Raw genomic sequence first — 20,629 nt, forward strand, 5'->3', positions numbered from 1 at the left:
AGGGACGCAGAATGACCTCCGCCCTCGGCATCGCCGTCATCGCCATGCTGGTCGTGGCAGCGCTGCGCCTTGCGCCGCGCATCGCCATCTGGCGTGGGGGCGCGCCGGCGGCGGTGGCGTGGGCCTCCGGCCTTGCCGCAATGCCGCGCCGATATCTGCACGACGTCCACGCCGTCGTCGCACGCGACCCGTTCACGGCGCGGATGCACGCACTGGTGGCGGGCGGACTGCTTGCCGGCTCAGCCCTCGGCCTTGCCGGCCTTGCGACGCCGCTCGGCACATGGCCGGCCTTCGGCTGGCTGACCGCCCTTGTCTTCGCGGCCATGCTGGCAGGCACGCTCATGGTCGGGCTGCGGCGCCGTCCGCCGACACCGAAACGCCTGTCCAAAGGGGCGTTCCGGTTTCTGCCGGTGCTGTTGCTGGCCTATGCGGCGGGGGGCGCCATGGTTGCGCTGCCGCTTTCGCCGGCTGTCAATCTCGTCGGTTTCGCGCTGGCGCTGGCAGGCGGGCTCGGCCTTGCCTACCAGACAGGCGCGGGCCCGATGCGGCATGCCGTTGCCGGTGCGCTGCACCTAGCCGCCCATCCGAGGCCGGAACGCTTCGACGGCGGCTTGTCCACCGCCCTTCCGGCACTTGATCTGGCGGATGACCGGCTCGGCGCCGAGACGCCGGCCGACATGCCATGGAACAGGCTTTTGTCCTTCGATGCCTGCATCCAGTGCGGTCGGTGCGAAACCGCCTGCCCGGCCTTCGCGGCAGGCCAGCCGCTGAACCCGAAGCGCTTCATCCAGGATCTGGCTGCCGCGTCGACGCCGGGCGGCAACACGGCCTATGCCGGCAGCCCCTACCCCAACGCCCGCACCGTCGCCGGCTCCAGCGGCATGCACGTTCCCGTCGTCGGTGTGCAGGGGCTCATCCATCCGGATACGCTGTGGTCCTGCACGACATGCCGCGCCTGCGTGGAAGAGTGCCCGATGATGATCGAGCATGTCGACGCCATCGTCGGCTTGCGGCGCTTCCAGACGCTGGAACTCGGGGCCGTGCCGCCCAAGGCAGAGGAAAGCCTGGCCCGCCTGCGCACCGCGGACGAGATCGGCGGCCGGCCGCTGGGCGCGCGGGGCGATTTTGCGGCAGGGCTCGCGCTGCCCCTCCTGGCCGAAACGGGGCAGGCCGAAATCCTGCTGTGGCTCGGCGAAGGCGCCTATGACATGCGCTATCAGCGCACCCTGCGGGCGCTGGTGCGGCTGATGCACCGTGCCGGCGTGGATTTCGCCGTGCTGGGCTCTGAGGAGCGCGATTGCGGCGACACGGCGCGGCGGCTGGGAGACGAGGCGACGTTCCAGCGGCTGGCGCGGCTGAACATCGAGACTCTGTCGCGCTATCGCTTCGGCCGCATCCTGACCGCCGACCCGCATGCGCTGCATGTCCTGCGCAACGAATACCCGGCATTCGGCGGACATTACGACGTCGTCCATCACACCGCCTTCCTGGACGCGTTGGCGGAGGGTGGCGCACTGGCCCTGACCGACCTGTCCGGGCAAGCCGTCACCTACCACGACCCCTGTTATCTCGGCCGCTACAACGGAGAGGTGGAAGCGCCGCGCCGCCTGTTGTCGCGGATCGGCATCGAGGTCAGGGAAATGGGCCGCCACGGACGCCGCTCCATGTGCTGCGGCGGCGGCGGCGGTGCCCCGCTGGCGGATGTGGAGGGAGAGCGCCGCATACCCGATATCCGCATGGAGCAGGCGCGCGATACGGGCGCGGCGGTGGTGGCCGTGGCCTGTCCGCAATGCACGGCCATGCTGGAAGGTGTCGTCGGCGACAGGCCCGACGTGCTGGACATCGCGGAACTGGTGTTGCGTGCGGCGGAGCGCACCGAAAGCCGTATCCCGGTGCCCGCATGATCCGGCCACGAAAAGATCCCAGGCGGGAGCTTGCACGGCTGCTGGTGCCTGGCACGGTGCGGTTGCGCTACGACCGGCGTGGCGGCGCCGGAGCGCCCCGCAAACGGGCGGATCCGAGGGCCGAGACGATCGGCCAAATCGTGGCGACCACGCCGCGGCTGCGGCTGGATCGCGGCCAGCGCGCCGGCCCGGCGCCGGCCATTCGACAACCGATCGCCGCCGACCTCGCCACCGCGCGCGTGGTGGTCGTCGAGGAGCCCGAATTCTGGGTTCTCGCCTTCGGCGAAGCCGGAGACGGTCGGCTGTCGCCGATGGATCGTCAGGTGCTTGGCGCGGCGCGGCAACTGGCCGGCAAGACCGGCGGCGTCATCCTGGCGGCATCAGGGCCGCCTGCCGATGCAGGCACTGCAGGCGCCGACAGGGTAATCGCGGTGCCGGGAACAGCCCATCCGGAAGACAGGGCGCAGTTGGCCCTCGCCCTCATCGACGCCGTCCGGCCCCATCATGTCGTGGCGGCGGAAACCGGCGACGGCGGAGACCTTGCCCGCCGCATCGCCGTTGCCCGGCAGCAAGGTTTTTTTGCCGGCGTCGAGCAGTTTTCCGCGCGCGGCGTCGTCCGCGCCCTGCCCGGCCGCGGCCTCGACCAGGTGGCCGAGGCCGCCCCCGTCATGACGATCGCGCCCGATATGATCCTGCCGCACGGCGCCGACCTGCGCGAGGCGCGCATGATGGTCGTCGGCGATCTTCCCGATGGTCGGCGCGTGGCGGAGCAGATCCGTCCGCAGGCGGGCTCGCTGCCGCTGGCCGAGGCCGGCTTCGTGGTTTCGGCCGGCAACGGCATCCATGATTTCAGCCTGTTCCGGCAGGTGGCGGCCTTGCTGGGGGCGACGCCCGGCGCCAGCCGGGTCGTCTGCGATGCCGGCCTGATGCCCCGCGCGGCGCAAGTGGGCGCGTCCGGAACCGTCCTTGCGGCGGACTGCTATTTCGCGCTCGGCATCGCGGGCGCGCCGCAGCACCTTCAGGGCATCGCCGGCTGCGAGCATGTGGTGGCCGTGAATACGGACCTCCATGCGGCGATGATCGAGCGGGCCGGCCTTGCCATCGTCGCCGATGCGCAGCCGGTGATGGAGGCGCTGAAACGCCTTCTGGAAGCGGAGCCGCAGGCATGAAGACGCTGATCCTCCTGTCCGCCGGACGCAACCCCCTGACGGGCAATCCGGCGCCGCCGCCGGCCGAGCTCGGCGCCATACGCCTTGCGGCCGACCTGGGCGCGGAGACGATCGGGCTTCATGCCGGCCCGGAGGCCGATGCCGTCCTGCCGGCGCTCGGCCATGGACTGGAAACGATCCGTCATCTGCTGATACCGGCGCAGGCGGACGTCCTTCCGGTCCTTGCCGCCGAGGTTTCGCGCATCGGCCCGGACCTCGTGCTGGCGGGCAACCGCGCCACCGGTGGCGGCGATACGGGCCTGCTGCCCTATCTTCTGGCCCGGGTTCTAGGGTGGCCCATCCTTGCCGACGCCGCCCGCCTTTCGCATGCGAGCGGAGAAGAGCTGATCGTCGAGCAGGCACTGCCACGCGGGATGAGGCGTCGGATGCGTCAGCCATTTCCGCTGGTCGTGACGGTGCATCCGACGGCCCCCGCGCTGCCCTACGCCTTCGGGCAGGCGCGGCGCGGGCGCGTGGAAACGGTGGCTACAACGCCCTGCCCGGCCAAGACGGCTCCGGACCACGACACGCGACCGCACCGGCCCCGCGCCCGCATCATGCGTGGGGCGGTCAGCGGCGGCAGCGCCGCCGACCGGCTGAAGGCCGCGACGGCATCAGCAGCAGGAGGCGGAGAATTGATGGTAAAGCCGGATCCGGAAACCGCCGCACGTGCCATCCTGGCCTATCTGCGCGATATCGGCGCGTTGTCGCGCTAGCGAGAAAAAGTTCGGCCCAGGCTTCGGTGGCTCGCGGCATCGTCGACGAAAAGCGGCTGCAGCGTTTGGGCGGCCTGCCGGAGCGTATCGAGATAGTCTGCATGGTTGCGGCTAGCATCGGCCTTGGGCGCGACCAGGCACAGCGTGGCGGCTGCCGTGCCGTCCGGCCGGCAGACGGGCACGGCGAAGCAATGGGTATAGCTGTCGACGATGGAATCGAAGGTGAAGTAGCCCTCCCGCACGGCACGGTGGGACTGACGGGCGAACTCGCCCGGATCGAGCATGTCGCCGGACGGCAGGCGGAAATCGTCGGCCGGCACGAAGGCTCTGATCTGCTCTTCGCTCATATGGCCGAGAAGCAATCGCCCGGACGCCGTCCAGGGAATAGGGGTGCGCTCGCCCACATTGGACGATATGCGGAAAGGCCGCGGCCCCTCGCGCATCATCGCGACGGTGTATTTGTTACCGTCGAGCAGGCAGAACTGGGCCGTCTCCTGCGTCTGCCCGGCAACCTTGTCCAGCACGGCCGCCACTCTGTCGGGAAGGTCGGACTGGTGGCCGTAGGCCTGCCCGTACAGGAACAGGCGACGGCCGAGGAAGACACGCCCGTCGCCACCCGCCGCCTCCAGGACGTCCAGCTTCGTCAGGGCGTTGACGATCTCGTACACGGTCGAGCGCGGCGCGGCCATGGCCGCGGCGATCTCGTTGGGCCGCAACGGGCGGCCGGCCTCGCGCAGGCAGTCGAGAATGTCGAAGGCGCGGTCGAGGCCGCGCGTCCGGCGATTGACGGTCTCCTCGACTGGCTTGTCCATCGGCCCAACTCCGCTTGACGCTTCGTCGCGGTATTCCGCGAATAGACGGTCCAGTCAATCGCGCCCGGTTGCGACGATCGGCGGAGCGCGCATCAGGCTGCCTCTTCGGCTACCAGGTGTCCGCCGCCGACATCGCGTAGCAACAGCCTTTTCGGCGCGTCGCCCGGCTTGCGCACGGCGCTCGGGATTTCGCCGGACAAACGCGGAAACACCGCGCGCCGCCTGGCCGGGTCCGGCACCGGCACCGCTTCGATCAGACGACGCGTATAGGCATGGCGCGGATTGCCGAATACCTGTGCGGCCGTACCCAGTTCCACGACCTGGCCAAGATACATCACCGCCACGCGGTCGGAGATGTTTTCCACCACCGCCATATCGTGACTGATGAACAGGTAGGCGATGCCGAACTCGGCCTGCAGTTCCGCCAGGAGTTCCAGCACCCGCTTCTGGACCGATACGTCCAGAGCCGACACGCTTTCGTCCGCGATGATGAGCTTGGGCCGCAGCGCCAGCGCCCGTGCAATGCAGATACGCTGGCGCTGCCCGCCGGAGAACTGGTGCGGATAGCGCTGCATATCATCGACCGACAAGCCGACACGCTCGAACAGGCCTGCGGCGCGGTCACGCCGCTCACCGGCCTTTCCGATGCCGTGGATCACCAGCGGCTCGGCCACGAGATCGCCGACGCTCATGCGCGGGTCGAGAGACGCGAACGGATCCTGGAATACCATCTGCACGTCGCGCCGCAGCGCCTTGCGGTCCGTGGCCGAAAGGTTTTCCGCCGGCCGTCCCGCAACGGAGATTTGCCCGGCATAGGGGACAAGGCCCGCGATCGCCTTGGCGGTCGTGGATTTGCCGCATCCGCTTTCGCCCACGAGGCTCAATGTCGTACGTGCCGGGATGTCGAACGATATCCCGGCCACGGCATGCACCTCGGCCACGGTGCGGCCCAGAAAGCCGCCCTTGATGGGAAAGCGCACCGCAAGATCGCGGATTTCCGCCACGGGCTGGCCGTGCCTGGGCTCGCGCCGGGCGCTGCCGTCGCCCATGCGTGGGACGGCGGCAAGCAGTTCGCCTGTATAGGCCGTCGCCGGCCTTGCGAAGAGCGCGCCCACGGCGCCGCTTTCCACTGCCCGCCCCCGCCGCATCACGACGACCCTGTCGGCCATCTCGGCAACCACGCCCATGTCGTGCGTGATGAGGATGATCGAGGTGCCGCGCGCTTCCTGTATTTCCTTCAGAAGCCCCAGCACCTGCGCCTGGATGGTCACGTCCAGCGCGGTGGTCGGCTCGTCGGCGATCAGGACGTCCGGCTGGAGCGCCAGCGCCATCGCGATCATAACCCGCTGGCGCATGCCGCCGGACAGTTCGTGCGGGTACTGGTTCAGCCGCCGGGCGGCCTCCGGAATGCGCACCGCTTCCAATGCCTCCAGCGCCAGGCGCCTTGCTACGCCGGGCTCCACGTCGCGATGCGCCTCGATCGCCTCGGTGACCTGCCGGCCGATGGACAGGACAGGGTTCAGCGACGTCATCGGCTCCTGGAAGATCATCGCTATGCGGTCGCCTCGGATGCGCCGCATGGCGCTGTCCGGCAGGCGCGTCAGATCCTGCCCGCCAAGGCGGATCGAGCCGCGGGCGACGACGGGCCCCGGCTGCGGCAGAAGACCCATGATGGCCAGAGACGTCAAGGACTTGCCGGAGCCCGATTCGCCCGCGACGCAGACCGTCTCGCCCCGCCCGAGATCGAAGCTCACCCCCTCGACGAGCATGCGTGAGCCGACCCCGATGCTGAGATCGTCCACCGACAGGACCGGACCCTCCATCACTCGAACACGACACGCGGGAAATAGAAGGAAACGACCCAGTTGGGCATGTCGACGATCTCGGATATGCGCAGATCCCCGCATGTGGACACCAGCATATATGCGTCCACCGGGTTCAAGCCGTAGCGCGCCGCCAGAAGTTCCACCATGTCGGCAACGGCCTGCCGCGCCCCGGTCATCAGGTCGGGGCCGACTCCGGTCGTCACCTCATAGCCCTTCGCGTCCAGATGCCGCGTGACCGGGCCGGGCGTGGTGAAGCGCGGCATGGCAAGGTTGGCGTCCTTGACGAGGTCCAGTGTCAGGACGGCGTTCATCGGGCTTTCGATCGCCGTTCCGCATACTTCGCCGTCGCCTTGCGCCGCATGCGTATCGCCCACGGAAAACAGAGCACCGGCAACCTCGACCGGCAGATACAGCACCGTGCCGGCCGACAGGTCCCTTATATCGAGATTTCCGCCCATGCGGCGTGGCGGAACCACGGAATGGTGCCCCGGATCCGCAGGCGCGTTGCCGATGGTGCCGGCAAAAGGCTTCAGCGGTACGCGCCCATGCGCGCCGAAGGCGGCAGGCTCCAGGAAATGCGGATCGTATCGCCAGATCGTCAGCGCCGGTTCGGCGAACTGGTCGGCCAGAAGGCCGAAGCCCGGAATATTGGCCGTCCAGCCGAAACCGGATGGCCGGAACCCCTCGATCGTCACCTTCAAGGCATCGCCCGGCTCGGCCCCATCCATGAAGATGGGGCCGGACACGGGGTTGATCCTGCCGAAATCGAGCGCCTTCACGTCGTCGACCGTGGAGCCGGGCGTCAATTGCCCGGCCGAACTGTCCTGGCACTCGAACTCGATGGTGGCGCCAGGCGCCACCCGCAGCGCGGGCTTCAGGGAATTGTCCCAGCCGAAATGATGCTGGCGACCGTGGATCGTGTAATCGCAGGCCTTGCACATGCTACTTGGTCTCGACGTAACGGTAGTTCATCGGCGTATTCACCGGATCGATGTAGAGCGCATCGTCGCCACCCATGCGGGCCGAGCGCATGGTGTAGCGCTTCTCGTTGAACACCGGCACCCAGGGAGCGTCGGCCATGACGCCCTCATAGACTTCGCCCCAGGCCCTGGCGCGCTCTTCCGCCTTGGCCGGGTCCACCATCGCATCGGCGGCGGCGGCCTTCTCGTCCAGCGCCTCGTTGCAGTACTTGGCCCAGTTCCAGCCGCCCTCCGCCGCGCCGGCGCACCCCAGGATGGGGCCATAAAAGTTGGACGGGTCGGGGAAGTCGGCGATCCACGCCATGCCGCCCGACCAGATCATCGGCGCGCCTTCGGCCGAGCCGCCGGCCGCGATCACATTGGCCTGCGCGAGGCTCTGGATGGACGCCTTGATGCCGATGGCGGCAAGATCCTGCTGGATCGCCTGCGCGATGCGCGGCTGCGGATCGACGTTGGCGACGAAAAGTTCCGTCTCGAAGCCGTCCGGATGCCCGGCCTCGGCCAGCAGCGCCTTTGCCGCCTCGACATCGTACTTGTACCCTTCATACCCCTCGACATAGCCGGGCATGGTCGGAGGCAACGGCTGGTTGGCAGGCGTCGCGCGCCCGTTGATGATCTGCACGATGCGATCCTTGTTGATCGCCATGTTGACGGCCTGGCGCACCTTTAGATCGTCGAAAGGGGCGGCTTTCGTGTTCATGGTGATGTAGCCGGTATGCAGTTGCACGCCCTCCACCACCCGTGCGGCCTGATCCGGATCGTCCATCACCTCGCGGAACTTGGCCGGCGGAATGCCGTCGCCCGGTACGTCCACCTCGCCGTTCTGGACCCGCAGCAGCGACACGACCGGCTCCTGCCCGATCTCGAAATTGATTTCGTCCAGCTTCGGCGCGCCCTCGCGGTAGTAATCGGGATTCTTTTCCAGAACGAGCTTCTGGCCAAGCGTCCACTCGGCCAGCCTGAAGGCGCCGGTGCCCACGGGCTTGCGGCCGAAATCGGCGCCCGACGCCTCCACCTCTTCCTTCGGCACGATAAAGGAGAAGTTCAGCGCCATGACCGAAAGGAAGGTCGCGTCCGGACGCGACAGCGTCACCTGCACCGTCTTCGGGTCCAGTATCTTCACCCCTGAAAGCTCGTTCGCCTGGCCGGCCTGCATTGCGTCGAAGCCTTCGATCGAGGCGAGAAAGCCGGCGCCGGGAGACTGCGTGGCCGGGTTCACCGTGCGCTCGAACGAATATTTCACGTCCTCCGCGGTCATGACGCGGCCGTTATGGAACTTGACGCCGTCACGCAGAGTGAAGGTGAAGACCGTGCCGTCCGGCGAAATCTCGTAGGACTGCGCAAGGCCCGGCCGAAGCGTGGCGGTACCGGGCTCGTAATCCATCAAGCCGTCGAAGATCGCCTTGATCATGGAGAAATTCTGCCAGTCGTAGCCGATGGCCGGGTCCAGCGTGGCGATATCGTCCTTGTAGGTGACGGTGATGGCTCCGCCGCCATCCTGCGCCACCGCGCGCGATGGGGCCGACAAAAGCGCTGCGGAGATAGCCAGGGCTGCGGCGCCGGCCTTGAAGTAGGAAAGCATGGGTCGGTCTTCCTTTTTACTGGAGCTTGATACGGGGATCGACGAAAGGTGAGACGAGATCGGCCAGCAGATTGCCGAGCACGATGGCCAGCGCCGAAACCAGCGTGACGCCCATGATGATGGGCAGGTCGACGCGCTGGATGGCCTGCCAGGCCAGTTGGCCGATGCCCGGCCAGCCGAAGACGCTTTCCACCACCACGATGCCGCTCATGAAAAGGCCGATGTCGATGCCGATCATCGCGACCACCGGCAGGATGGCGTTGGGCATGGCGTGGCGGGCCAGGATGGTGAAGCGGCGCAGGCCCTTGGCGCGCGCGGTGCGGATATAATCCTGCCGCAGCACGTCCACCATGGAAGAGCGCATCATGCGCGCATACCAGCCGGCGCCGAGGATACCCAGCGTGAGCGCCGGCAGGACGAGGTGCGAGATGCTGCCGTAGCCGCCGATCGGGAACCAGCCCAGCCGAACCGCGAAGACGTAGAGAAGAAGCAGGCCGACCACGAATTGCGGTGCCGATACGGTGATGAAGGACGTCACCATCAGCGCATGGTCGCTGGCCTTGCCGCGCCGAACGGCGGCCAGGACGCCCATCGTCAGGCCGAGGGTGATCTCGCAGGCGATTGCCGCCACCATCAGCAGAAGGCTTGCCGGAAGTCTTGCGACGATAAGGTCCGACACGGCGGAGCGTTGCAGGTAGGAGCGCCCGAGATCGCCCTGCACGAGATTGCCGAGATAGCGCAGGTACTGCACCAGAAAGGGCTGATCGAGCCCGAGCTGCATGCGGATATTGGCTACCTGCTGGGCCGAGGCGGTGCGCCCTGCGATCTGTCGGGCCGGATCGGCCGGCAGGAGATACAGCAGCGCGAAGGTGATCAGGCTGACACCCAGAAGGATCAATACCGACTGGCCCAGCCGGCGGGCAAGATAGGCTGCCATCAGTCGCGCCCCTGTTCGGTGGGATCGAGCGCGTCGCGCAACGCGTCTCCCACGAGGTTGAAGGCCAGTGCCACCAGCAGGATCGCCGCGCCGGGAAAGAACACCAGCCAGGGGGCGGCCTGGAAGTAGGTCTGGTTCTCGAAGATGATGTTGCCCCAGGAGGCGTCCGGCGGCTGCACTCCGACGCCGAGGAAGGACAGGGTCGCCTCCAGAAGGACGGTGGTGGAAATGCCGAGTGTGCCGTAGACGATGACCGTCGAGGTCAGATGCGGCAGGATATGGCGGAACAGGATACGACCCGAACCGGCCCCCAGCGTCTTCTCGGCCTGGATGAATTCGCGTTCGGCAAGCGACCGCGTCTCCGAATAGACCACGCGGGCCACCTGCACCCAGTTCACCAGGGCGATCACCAGCGCCACGATCCACAGGCTCGGCCGCAGCACCGCGGCGAGGCAGATGGCCAGCAACAGCGCCGGAAACGCCATCATCAGGTCGGTGAAGCGCATCAGCACCGTGCCGACGATACCGCGATAATAGCCGGCGACCACGCCGACCAGCGTTCCGATGGTCAGCGCGGCGCCATTGGCGACGATGCCGATCAGCAGCGACGTGCGTGCGCCATAGAGCAACCGCGACAGGAGGTCCCGCCCCAGGAGGTCGGTGCCCAGCCAGTAGGTCTGCGACGGCGAAAGCGGCGCGCCCTCGATCGTCAAACCGTCGAAGAACTGCTCGTTGGGGTCGAACGGCGCGATTGCGGGAGCCAGCAGTGCGGCCGCCACGACGAGGGCGATGGCCGCAAGTCCCAGCATGGCCAGCTTGCGGCGCAGCAGGCGGCGCAGGATACCGTTGCCGCCCACAGGTGCCGATGGCGGAATTGCCGCTTCCGGCCCGATCAGGACGCTCATGCCGAGGCCTCCCCGTCCCGATCGCCATGCAGATTCTTGAGTTCGATCACCCGCCGGGCGGCTGCTTCCATCGTCACCTGCCAGTTCATCGCCAGCGCCCGCAATTGCGCATAGGCCTGTTCCTCTCCTATGCCGGCCGCCGACAGGGCCACGACGGCGCGCACGATGCTTTGCCGCTCCAGGACGCGTTCCCGAAGGCTTGCGATTTCACGCTCAAGCCGCTGCCGGTCGTCGAAGGCACGCCGAGCGATCAGCAGTGCGGCATAGGCGCCCGCGGCGCCCACCGGTTTCATCAACTGGGCATCGGCGCGCTGCGACAGTCCCCATTCGATGCGTCCCGGCGCCTCGGAGCCGATCAGCGCCACAAGCGGCATCGGCGCCTCGCCGGGCCTCCACGGAAACTGTTCGTCGAACCCATGGTCGACATCGAAGAACAGGAAGTCGGCGCCGCTGGCCGAAGGCGGCAGATCCGGCCAGGCCATCTCGACATCCAGCCCGATCGCCGCAAGCTGGCGCGCGAGACCTTCGATCGCGGCATGCGGACGGTGCAGCACGACCGCGCGGGAGCCGCCCAGGTTGGGGATGCGCGCACGCCGCGTCATCGCACCAGCCTCAGCGTCGGCTGGAACAGCGTGGCGGGGTCGTAGCGCGACAGATAAGGATCCGGATCGAGCGCGCCGGGGCTCGTCTCCAGCACTTCGAAGCTCTTGCCCGCGATGCGCCCTATCTTCGCCGGCAAGGCGCAATGCTGCGTCGGGGCATCGATGCGGACGGGGCCCAGAGCCGTCCGGTGCGTGCCCTTGGCCAGCGCCAGGCGCACCGCTGCGGGATCGTCCGTTCCGGCGGCTTCGATGGCGTCCGCAAGCACCGTTACCGACGCATGGGCCGCCGCCTCGAAGGACGATCGCGGACCAGCCCCACCCCCATGGATGAATGGCAGGCACGACAGGTGCCCGTCGCCATGCGGCGCGATGGAAGGCAACTCCTGCTCCGTCAGGTTGCAGGACAGGATCGGCCGTCGGTCGGGCAGGAAGCGCGGATCGCTTTTCCCCAAAGCCGCATAAGCCTCGTAGAAGGCATAGGAAGACGGACCGATGAGCGTATTGAGGATGAAATCGGGTTCGCAAGCCCTTATTTCGGCGATCAGCCGGCCGACATCGGTATCGCCGAGCGGCAGATACCGCTCTCCCTTCGGCTGTCCGCCGGCGTCGGCGACGAGGTCGCGGGCGATGCGGTTCATCTCCCAGCCCCAGATATAGTTGGAGCCCACCAGGAACGCGTCCCGACCGTGGCGCGCCGCGACATACCGGAACAACGGCACCAGATGCTGGTTCGGCGCCGCATTCATGTAGACCACATGCTCGCTTGCCTCGAATCCCTCGTAGGGCGCGGGATACCAGAGCATGCCATTGTGCTTTTCCAGCACCGGGATGACCTCCTTGCGGCTCCAGGAGGTGATGCAGCCGATGATGTGCCGCGCCCCGTCCCGCTGCATGAGGTCCGCGCATTGCGGCGCATAGGCGTCGATCCGCCCCGCCGGGTTGCCCTCGACCGGGTCGAAGGCGATGCTGCGGCCGCGATCGGCGTTGACCTCCTCGACCGCGCTCAGCGCGCCGTCGCGGCAGGCCCGCCCCAGCAGCTCATAACCGCCCGATCCCGAGAACAGGATGCCCAGTCTTATACGGGTCTTCACCGGCTGTGATCCGCCCATAAAAAAAGCCCTGCGGGCCTCGCGCGGGGCAGGTTGCTGCGCGGGACCAGTCAGGGCTTGTTTGCCATCCAGCGTTACGAGGCTGGTATCCGGCACGATCCTGCGCCGGGCGCAACCACACGTCAAGATGGAATTTTGGGCAGGCTCAATTTGTTTGCAGGAGGGGTCAGACCCCTTTGCGGTTGCCCCACATCAGCACATGGAGCTGAGGCAGGATGCGGGCCGAGAACCACCCGTCGTCCACCACCCGCGCAACCAGTGCACGCATGGCCGCCATGAGGCGGTCGATGTCGGCGGAGCTATCCTGGTTTCCAACGTGGTTGCCGGGCTGGAGAACCACGGGCAGGTTCGGATATCGCGCAGATGCCGACCGTGCGTAAGCGTAATCCGCCTCGTCGAATATGACGATCTTCAGCACGATCCGCGGTTTCCCGCCGGCCGCCTCCAGGCACGCATCGAAGGCCGCCCAGTCCGTTTCCATGCCGCTGGATGGCGGTTTCGGACTGAGGACGAGCGTAGAGAGTTCCGCAAACCATTCCCTGGCGATGGAACCCTGGGTTTCCAGCGCGAAGCCGTATCCCGCGGCGCGGCCAAGGGCAATCAACGGACCGAAGGGCTGGATCGCCGGATTGCCGCCGGACAGCGAGACCGTCAGCGGCCTGCCGCCCGACAGGCGGCTGACCCGTGCGAAAATCTCCTCGGCGGTCATGGGGCGCCATTCGTGGCGATACTCGGAGTCCACCGCATGGAGCGTATCGCACCAGGCGCAGCGATAATCGCAACCGCCGCTTCGAACGAAGACTGTCGGCTCGCCGATCAGCGCGCCCTCGCCCTGGATCGTCGGCCCGAATATCTCGCTGACGCGGATCGTTCCCGCCGCACTCATGAAGCATTGTCCGGCCGGTATTCGGCCCAAGTCTTCGGCGTTTCGCTGACGCGGACCGCGCTGGTTTCAGGGAAACGGTCGCGGCACCATTCGTAGAAGTGCAGCGCCAGCGTCTCGGCCGTCGGACTGTCGCTTCCCAGCACATCGTTGATATGACGATGGTCGAACGTGTCGTCGACATAGCGCTTGAACGCCGAAAGCTCGCGGTAATCGCGCACGAAGCCATGCGCGTCCAGCCTGACGGCCTGGAGCTCTATCTCCACGATGTAGTTGTGGCCGTGCAGGCGTGCGCAAGGATGGTCTTCCGGCAGGTTCGCCAGCCTGTGGGACGCGGAGAACTCGAACCGCTTGGTTATCCGGAACATCAGCCGCCCCTTGCCGAAACGGCGATGCGCCAGTACGCGCGGTCTTCATAGACGGTCGGATCATCCAGCCCCGCGATCTCGAAGGCTTCGCGACGTTCCACGCAAGTCCCGCAGCGTCCGCAGTGGACCGCGCCACCCTTGTAGCATGACCAGGTCTGCGCGAAGGGCGTACCCGCTTCCGCCCCGAGCTTGACGATGTCTGCCTTGGTTAGATGCACGAAGGGCGCCATCAATCGTATATCGGCAAAACCGTCCAGCGCGTGCATCTGCATCGCGGCAAAAGACTCGATGAAGCCCGGCCGGCAATCCGGATAGATGAAGTGATCGCCGCCATGGACTGCAACGGCCACGGTGTCGAGGTTTCGCGCGGCGGCCATGCCGAAGGCGATCGTCAGCATGATCGGATTGCGGTTGGGTACGATGGTCGCCTTCATCGTATCCTCGGCGTAATGCCCCTCGGGCACGTCGAGCGTGTCGGTGAGCGCCGAGCCGGTCAGCACGGCGCCGATCGGCGTGATGTCCACCAGATGAAACGGCACGCCGAGACGCGTGGCCGCCTGCCGTGCATGATCGATCTCACGCCGGTGACGCTGATTGTAATCGAAGGTGACGAGAGCTCCGAGCTCGCCCTCGGCGGCGACGATGTGGGCAAGCGAAACGGAGTCGAGTCCGCCGGAGCAGACGACGAGCGTGGTCATATCGGGGTCCTTGTTTTGTCCGGGTAGGCTGCGACCGGTCTGAGGCCGCAGGCACTAACCGAACAAACAAGGCAAGTAAATGTTTAACGCAGGAACTCTATGAGATCCGCGTTCAGGCGCTCCGGAACGGTGGCGAACAGCCCATGAGGCTCACCCTCGTACTCGATCAGCCGCGCGCCCGAAATCGCGCCGGCCGCAGCCCGGCCCGTCAAGTCGATCGGCACCGTATCGTCGCCTGTCCCGTGGATCACCAGCGTCGGCACCGTGAAGGACGGAAAGTCGGGGCGGAAATCCGTCCTGCTGAATGCATCGACGCAGTCGATAGTCGCCTTCGGGCTGGCCATGACGCCCAGCACGAACGACCAGTCCAGGATGCCCTGGCTGACCGGCCGGCTGACAAGCCCGACGCCATAGAACTGCTTGGCGAAGCTCTGCAGGAACGCAAACCGGTCGGTGCGGATCTGTTTCTTCATATCCTCGAAGACGCTGGCATCGACGCCGTCCGGATTCGTGTCGTCCTTCAGGAGATAGCCCGCCACCGAGGCAACCAGCACCGCCTTGGCAACACGCGACGCCCCGTGACGGCTGAGATAGCGTGCGATCTCGCCCCCACCCATCGAGAAGCCGACAAGCGACACGCCGTTGAGGTTCATTCCTTCGAGCACGGCCGCCAGATCGTCGGCGAAGGTGTCGTAGTCGTAGCCGGTAGACGGATGGCCGGACTGGCCGAAGCCACGACGATCATAGGTGATGACCCGGAACCCCGCCTCGAGCAGGGCGAGCGTCTGGTACTCGAACATGTCGCCCGTCAGCGGCCAGCCGTGAATCAACACCACGGGCTGGCCCTGCCCCATGTCCTTCAAATGCAGGTTCGTACCGTCTTTTGCCTCTATGAATGCCATCTAGGAAACTCCCTGTTGAGCTTCCTCAACTGTCGATGGAAGATGACGTTCCTTATCCCATCGCGGGCATTGCGGTTTGATACTCTAGGAGCCCAGTTCGAGTTCCTGGCGAAGGGTGTCGATACGCCTGGACGCTTCGGCCTTGCTGATATCGGTATCGAACAGTTCCGGCTTGTGGGCCTGCTCGGACAGCGTCTTGAGATAAGAGGCCTGCGCATCTGTCATCGGATCATCGCCGGTGGTCCAGTCGTCAGGGTCCTTCTCGAGGTTGGAATGCGGGCCGGGATCGACCTTCGGGTTGTTGTTCGACATTGGAGAACTCCTTGTTGTTCTCCAAATGTTCACGTTGCGATTCCGTTCCGAAGATCTGGCCTTAAGTACTCGATTTCGCGTTCAGCCGGATACCAGCATCAAGAGAAGCTGCGCGCGCACGGCTTTCGCGCCCTCGGTATCTGTCCCGTTGATTGCTTTCATCATCAAGATGAGGCCAGGGCACAAGTCGGCGGACCCCTCATTCATAGAGCCCACGGCTTCGAGTTGCGAGGTTGTCGCTCCTTGAGCAAGCATCGACATCGTCACCTGTGTCCAGTCACCTTCGGCGGCTTCACGCCGCTGCGTCGGCGCCTTCATACCGCTGGCAGCGGCACGAAACAGCGCCACTGCCTGCGCCATGAGCCGCTCCTGAACCAGCCCTTCGACTGGCCTGTCCGAGAAGACGGATGCGCCCTTTATCGCGAAGTCAGAGCAAAGCTTTGCGTCCACTTCGAGTAGGGCCTGATAGATACCGATCTGGGTATCCAGAAGGGCAGCCTGATCTGCATCGTTTGCCACCCCCACCATGGGCGCATATTTGCGGCGAAGCTCGGCCATGATAGACGCGGCGCGCATACGAACGTCGTTTTCCGGTGCCCCGCTTTTCAGAAGAGCGCTCATTTGCCCTGTCATCGATGCGTAGTCTGCAGGAAAGGAGGTTTCGATGACATCATAAAGCTCCGGGCCTTCCGATCTCAGGATTTGGCCCATGATTTGCGGTGTCAAAAGCTGCATCTGGACAATTTCGCCGATGTGCTTGCCGCCGACGATCCCGACGCCTATCGCCACAGGCAGGATCAAAGAGGCCCTCTTCGTCGAGACACCGAGGCGGGAGAGTACCGCGAAAATGAGCGCGCCCAACCCACCGAACACAGCACCGCAAACCGCGCCGACAACCCAGCTTGGCGCTAAAACAATATACGATATCATAACAACTCCATATTTTTTGCCGCTATAGCATCGGGGCTATGGGTTGTTAATCCTCATTCGTTGCGATGGTAACTTTCTGACAAACCCCTACCGTTGCGCGGTCTGCCAGTTTTCGGCGCGCTCGTAGTTTACCTCCGCCGGGGCCAGCATCGCGCCGCCGCGGATATGGTCCGCCGCCTTCTCGGCCAGCATGATCGTCGGCGCGTTCAGGTTGCCCGTCGTGATCGACGGCATGATCGAGGAATCCACGATGCGAAGCCCATCGAGGCCGATCGCACGCGTCGTCTCGTCCACCACCGCCATCGGATCGTCCGCACGGCCCATGCGGTTGGTGCAGGACGGATGGTAGGCGCTTTCCACATGCTCGCGCACGAATGCGTCGATCTGCTCGTCGCTCTGCACATCGGCACCGGGCGAGATTTCGCGCCCGCGATACGGGTCGAACGCCGCCTGCGCGAAAATTTCCCGGGTCAGCCGCACGCAGGCCCGCATCTCCACCCAGTCGTCCGGATGGCTCATATAGTTGAACAGCACGGAGGGTTTGGCGGCGGGATCCGCCGAGGCCAGCCGCACGGCCCCCCGCGACCGCGAGCGCATCGGCCCGACATGGGCCTGGAACCCGTGCTCGGATGCGAGGCCCTTGCCATCATAGGTTACGGCCAGCGGCAGGAAGTGAAACTGGATGTCCGGATATGCCACCCCGGGCCGCGAGCGGATGAAACCGCAGCTTTCGAAATGGTTCGTCGCACCGAGCCCATTCTTCATCAACAGCCATTGCGCGCCGATGCGCCCCTTGGCCACCAGCCCCTGCGCCGAATAGAGCGTGATCGGCTCCTTCGAGGCGAGCTGGAAGTAGAACTCCAGATGGTCCTGGAGGTTCTCGCCGACGCCCGGCCGGTCGGCCACCACCTCGATGCCATGGCCGGCAAGCTCCGCCGCCGGGCCGACGCCGGACAGTTTCAGAAGCTTCGGCGAATTGATCGAACCGGCGGACAGGATCACCTCCCGGTCGGCCTTCGCCACATGGCTGACGCCGTCGCGCCGCCACGAGACGCCGACCGCGCGCCGCCCCTCGAAGAGGATGCGCTCCACGAAGGCATGGGTTTCGACCTTGAGGTTGGCGCGCGACATCGCCGGCTTCAGGTACGCGTTGGCGGTAGACCAGCGGCGACCGTTATGGACGGTCATGTCCATGCGGCCGAAGCCCTCGAAGCGCGCGCCGTTGTAATCGTCCGTCACCGGATAGCCGGCCTGCCGCCCCGCCTCGACGAAGGCCTTGTAAAGCGGGTTGGTCATCCGGCCGTAGCTGGTATGCAATGCGCCATCGCCGCCACGATAGGCATCGCCGCCGTCTTCCCGCGCTTCCGCCCGGCGGAAATAGGGCAGTACGTCCGCATAGGACCAGCCATCCGCCCCCTCGTCCTGCCAGCGATCGAAATCCTGCGGGGCGCCGCGCACATAAACCATGCCGTTGATGGAGGAAGAGCCGCCCAGCACCTTGCCGCGCGGCAGGTTCATCCGCCGACCGCCGAGGCCGGGCTCCGGCTCGCTTTCATAGCCCCAATTGTACTTGTCCATGTTCATCGGGATGGACAGCGCGCTCGGCATCTGGATCAGCACCGAGCGGTCCGATCCGCCGAATTCCAGCACCAGGACGCGCGTCGACGGATCTTCGCTCAACCGCGCCGCCAGCACCGAGCCCGCCGAGCCCGCGCCGATGATGACGTAATCGAAATGTTCAACAGCCATGGCAGACCTCAATAGGGCGACTCGACCGAACCGAGATTGACGTAGACGCTCTTCACGCGCGTATGCGCGTCCAGCGCGGCGCGGCCGTTTTCCCGGCCGAGGCCGGAGCGCTTGACGCCGCCGAAGGGCAGTTCGATGGGCGTGATGTTGTAGTGGTTGATCCAAGTCGTGCCGGCGTCGAGCCGCGCGATGACGCGGTGCGCGCGTGCCAGATCGCGCGAGAACACGCCTGCCGCCAGCCCGAAATCCGTATCGTTGGCGCGGGCGACGACCTCGTCCTCGTCTCGGAACGCAAGCACGGACATGACCGGCCCGAAAATCTCGTCCCGTACGATGCGCATGTCGTCGCGGCATGCATCGAACACCGTCGGCGCAACGAAGGCTCCCGCCGCCAGCGCACCGTCCGTCACGCGGCCGCCGCCGGCAACCGCACGGGCGCCCTCGCGCCGGCCGATATCGATATAGGACAGGACCTTCTGCATGTGCTGGTGGGAGATCAGCGCGCCGATCTGCGTTGCCGGATCCAACGGATCGCCGACCACGAGCCGTTCCGTGCGCTCCTTCAGCCGCTTCAGGAATTCAGCGTGCACCGCCTCCTGCACGAAGACGCGCGTGCCGTTCGAGCAGACCTCCCCAGCGGAGTAGAAATTGGCCAGCATCGCCGCCGAAACCGCATCGTCCAGGCTGGCATCTTCGAAGACGACGAGCGGCGACTTGCCGCCAAGCTCCAGCGTAACCTGCTTCAGGGTCGCAGCCGCATCGGCCATGACCTTCTTGCCGGTGCCGACCTCGCCCGTCAGCGATATCTTGGCGATCTCCGGATGGCGCGTCAGCAGACGCCCGGTGGAGCCATCGCCCTGCAGCACGTTGAAGACGCCGTCGGGCAGGCCGGCCTCGGTCAGGATCTCGGCAAGCCGCACCGCCGTCGTCGGCGTCAGCTCCGCCGGCTTGAAGATCATCGCATTGCCGGCCGCCAACGCGGGCGCGGCCTTCCAGCAGGCGATCTGCATCGGATAGTTCCACGCGCCGATACCGGCGACGATGCCCAGCGGCTCGCGGCGCGTGTAGCCGAAGGCCGTCGGGCCGAGATCGACATGCTCGCCGGCAAGGCCTGCGGCCAGGCCGGCGAAATATTCCAGGCAGTCCGCGCCGGATGCGATGTCCACGGCGCGCGTTTCCTGTACGGGCTTGCCGGTATCCAGCGTCTCGAGCTCGGCCAGTTCGTCGTTGCGCTCGCGCAGGAGGGCGACCGCACGGTTGAGGACACGGCCGCGCTCCGCCCCCGTCATGGCGCCCCATACCGCCTGCCCCTCGCGCGCGGCGGATACGGCGGCATCCACTTCGTCCGGCCCGGCGATGGCCACTTCCGCGATGGCCTCTCCCGTGGCCGGATTGACGTTGGCGAAGCTGCGTCCGCGCACGGCGCGCACGGAGCGCCCCCCGATATGGCTGGACACCAGCGGCAGGCTTGCGCCGATATGCGGCCGCGTCAATTCCGCCTGGGGCGCCGCCGGGCGCGCCGCCGCGATCTCGCGGTCGACGAAGTCGCTGGCCATGCGCCGCGCCGCCTCGCTGTCCGTCTCCACCGTCTGCGACAGGGTGGAACGCAGCCACAGCCCGTCGATGACCGCCGCGATGGACAGGGCCACGCGCTCGGCATCTTCGCCGGAGACGAGCCGCCGCAGATCGTGCCGGAGGTTGGAAAGCATGCGCTGCTGATAGATGCGCTGCACCCGACGCAGCTTGGCCGAATGCAGGACCTGGCCCCAGAAGGCCAGCCAGACGCTGCCGGTCCGCTGGTCGAACTCTTCCGGCGCCAGATTGGCGTCGATCACCGCCTGGATGCGTTCGCGCGGGGAACCGGCATCGCGCAGTCGGATGAGAACGGCGTCGGACACGCGGTTGGCCAGATGGCGCAACGTGGCCTCGAGCAGGCCGTCCTTGTCGCCGAAATAATGGGAGACGAGACTGGGGGCGAAGCCGGCGCGGCCGGCGATCTCCGAGAGGCTCGCTGCGGCGAAACCCACCTCGGCGAGCGCGTCGACGGTGGCTTCGACAAGCTGGCGACGGCGCTCTTCCTCTACGCCGGAGCGCGTTGCGTTCAATGCTCTGCTCATGACAACTCCTTGCTGGCGGCAAGGATAGCAGGCGTTGAACGATCATTCAATGAATGTCGCATGACGGCCATCCGGCAGGGGGTATCAAC

Annotated in this window: 19 protein-coding genes; 3 read left to right on the forward strand and 16 right to left on the reverse strand. The window is 66.4% G+C overall.

Annotated features, from left to right (window positions below; translation table 11 throughout):
* The first annotated feature begins 11 nt into the window (after positions 1–11).
* Genes NDN16_RS08745 through NDN16_RS08755 form a run of 3 tightly spaced genes read left to right on the forward strand, consistent with a single transcriptional unit; the run spans position 12 to position 3,828 of the window.
* The gene (locus tag NDN16_RS08745; protein WP_251113233.1) at positions 12–1,904 is read left to right on the forward strand and encodes a DUF3483 domain-containing protein; all 1,893 of its coding nucleotides are present in this window, start codon (positions 12–14) and stop codon (positions 1,902–1,904) included.
* Positions 1,901–3,073 carry an electron transfer flavoprotein subunit alpha/FixB family protein gene (locus NDN16_RS08750; RefSeq protein WP_251113234.1) on the forward strand — a complete coding sequence of 391 codons (1,173 nt, stop codon included), beginning with the start codon at positions 1,901–1,903 and terminating at the stop codon, positions 3,071–3,073. Before NDN16_RS08745 ends, NDN16_RS08750 begins: the two co-directional genes overlap by 4 nt.
* Entirely contained in the window at positions 3,070–3,828 is a 759-nt protein-coding gene (locus NDN16_RS08755) for an electron transfer flavoprotein subunit beta (protein ID WP_251113235.1), read from the forward strand. Before NDN16_RS08750 ends, NDN16_RS08755 begins: the two co-directional genes overlap by 4 nt.
* Here the strand turns inward: NDN16_RS08755 and NDN16_RS08760 are convergent.
* The 16 genes from NDN16_RS08760 to betB all read right to left on the reverse strand — a co-directional run bounded on the left by NDN16_RS08760 (position 3,825) and on the right by betB (position 20,540).
* Entirely contained in the window at positions 3,825–4,640 is an 816-nt protein-coding gene (locus NDN16_RS08760) for an IclR family transcriptional regulator (protein ID WP_251113236.1), read from the reverse strand. The genes NDN16_RS08755 and NDN16_RS08760 overlap by 4 nt on opposite strands.
* 92 nt (positions 4,641–4,732) lie before the next feature.
* Complete coding sequence (locus NDN16_RS08765) at positions 4,733–6,463, reverse strand: ABC transporter ATP-binding protein (RefSeq protein ID WP_251113237.1); 1,731 nt, start codon at positions 6,461–6,463, stop codon at positions 4,733–4,735.
* Positions 6,463–7,407, reverse strand: coding sequence for an acetamidase/formamidase family protein (locus NDN16_RS08770; protein WP_251113238.1), 945 nt, complete (start codon positions 7,405–7,407; stop codon positions 6,463–6,465). Before NDN16_RS08770 ends, NDN16_RS08765 begins: the two co-directional genes overlap by 1 nt.
* 1 nt (position 7,408) lies before the next feature.
* Positions 7,409–9,028 carry an ABC transporter substrate-binding protein gene (locus tag NDN16_RS08775; protein ID WP_251113239.1) on the reverse strand — a complete coding sequence of 540 codons (1,620 nt, stop codon included), beginning with the start codon at positions 9,026–9,028 and terminating at the stop codon, positions 7,409–7,411.
* Positions 9,029–9,044: 16 nt separating this feature from the next.
* Positions 9,045–9,965 (reverse strand): ABC transporter permease, encoded by a 921-nt coding sequence (locus NDN16_RS08780; protein WP_251113240.1) that lies wholly within the window; start codon positions 9,963–9,965, stop codon positions 9,045–9,047.
* Positions 9,965–10,870: an ABC transporter permease gene (locus NDN16_RS08785; RefSeq protein WP_251113241.1), complete on the reverse strand. Its 906-nt coding sequence runs from the start codon at positions 10,868–10,870 to the stop codon at positions 9,965–9,967. The genes NDN16_RS08780 and NDN16_RS08785 overlap by 1 nt, the downstream gene beginning before the upstream one ends.
* Complete coding sequence (locus tag NDN16_RS08790) at positions 10,867–11,472, reverse strand: ANTAR domain-containing response regulator (protein WP_251113242.1); 606 nt, start codon at positions 11,470–11,472, stop codon at positions 10,867–10,869. Before NDN16_RS08790 ends, NDN16_RS08785 begins: the two co-directional genes overlap by 4 nt.
* Positions 11,469–12,563: a transporter substrate-binding protein gene (locus tag NDN16_RS08795; protein WP_251113243.1), complete on the reverse strand. Its 1,095-nt coding sequence runs from the start codon at positions 12,561–12,563 to the stop codon at positions 11,469–11,471. The genes NDN16_RS08790 and NDN16_RS08795 overlap by 4 nt, the downstream gene beginning before the upstream one ends.
* Before the next feature lie 184 nt (positions 12,564–12,747).
* Positions 12,748–13,467, reverse strand: a complete 720-nt coding sequence (queE, locus tag NDN16_RS08800) for a 7-carboxy-7-deazaguanine synthase QueE (RefSeq protein WP_251113244.1) — start codon at positions 13,465–13,467, stop codon at positions 12,748–12,750.
* A complete protein-coding gene (queD, locus tag NDN16_RS08805; protein WP_251113245.1) occupies positions 13,464–13,832 on the reverse strand; it encodes a 6-carboxytetrahydropterin synthase QueD in 369 nt (122 codons plus the stop codon). The genes queE and queD overlap by 4 nt, the downstream gene beginning before the upstream one ends.
* The gene (queC, locus tag NDN16_RS08810; RefSeq protein ID WP_251113246.1) at positions 13,832–14,530 is read right to left on the reverse strand and encodes a 7-cyano-7-deazaguanine synthase QueC; all 699 of its coding nucleotides are present in this window, start codon (positions 14,528–14,530) and stop codon (positions 13,832–13,834) included. The genes queD and queC overlap by 1 nt, the downstream gene beginning before the upstream one ends.
* Before the next feature lie 83 nt (positions 14,531–14,613).
* Positions 14,614–15,432: an alpha/beta fold hydrolase gene (locus NDN16_RS08815; protein ID WP_251113247.1), complete on the reverse strand. Its 819-nt coding sequence runs from the start codon at positions 15,430–15,432 to the stop codon at positions 14,614–14,616.
* A gap of 84 nt (positions 15,433–15,516) precedes the next feature.
* A complete protein-coding gene (locus tag NDN16_RS08820; RefSeq protein ID WP_251113248.1) occupies positions 15,517–15,744 on the reverse strand; it encodes a DUF3072 domain-containing protein in 228 nt (75 codons plus the stop codon).
* 81 nt (positions 15,745–15,825) lie between these two features.
* Positions 15,826–16,674 (reverse strand): hypothetical protein, encoded by an 849-nt coding sequence (locus tag NDN16_RS08825; RefSeq protein ID WP_251113249.1) that lies wholly within the window; start codon positions 16,672–16,674, stop codon positions 15,826–15,828.
* Positions 16,675–16,761: 87 nt separating this feature from the next.
* Positions 16,762–18,423, reverse strand: coding sequence for a choline dehydrogenase (betA, locus tag NDN16_RS08830; protein WP_251113250.1), 1,662 nt, complete (start codon positions 18,421–18,423; stop codon positions 16,762–16,764).
* 8 nt (positions 18,424–18,431) lie between these two features.
* A complete protein-coding gene (gene betB / locus NDN16_RS08835) occupies positions 18,432–20,540 on the reverse strand; it encodes a betaine-aldehyde dehydrogenase (RefSeq protein ID WP_251113251.1) in 2,109 nt (702 codons plus the stop codon).
* Positions 20,541–20,629: the final 89 nt, after the last annotated feature.

It is taken from the genome of Aureimonas altamirensis, assembly GCF_023702225.1.
Taxonomy (GTDB): domain Bacteria; phylum Pseudomonadota; class Alphaproteobacteria; order Rhizobiales; family Rhizobiaceae; genus Aureimonas; species Aureimonas altamirensis_B.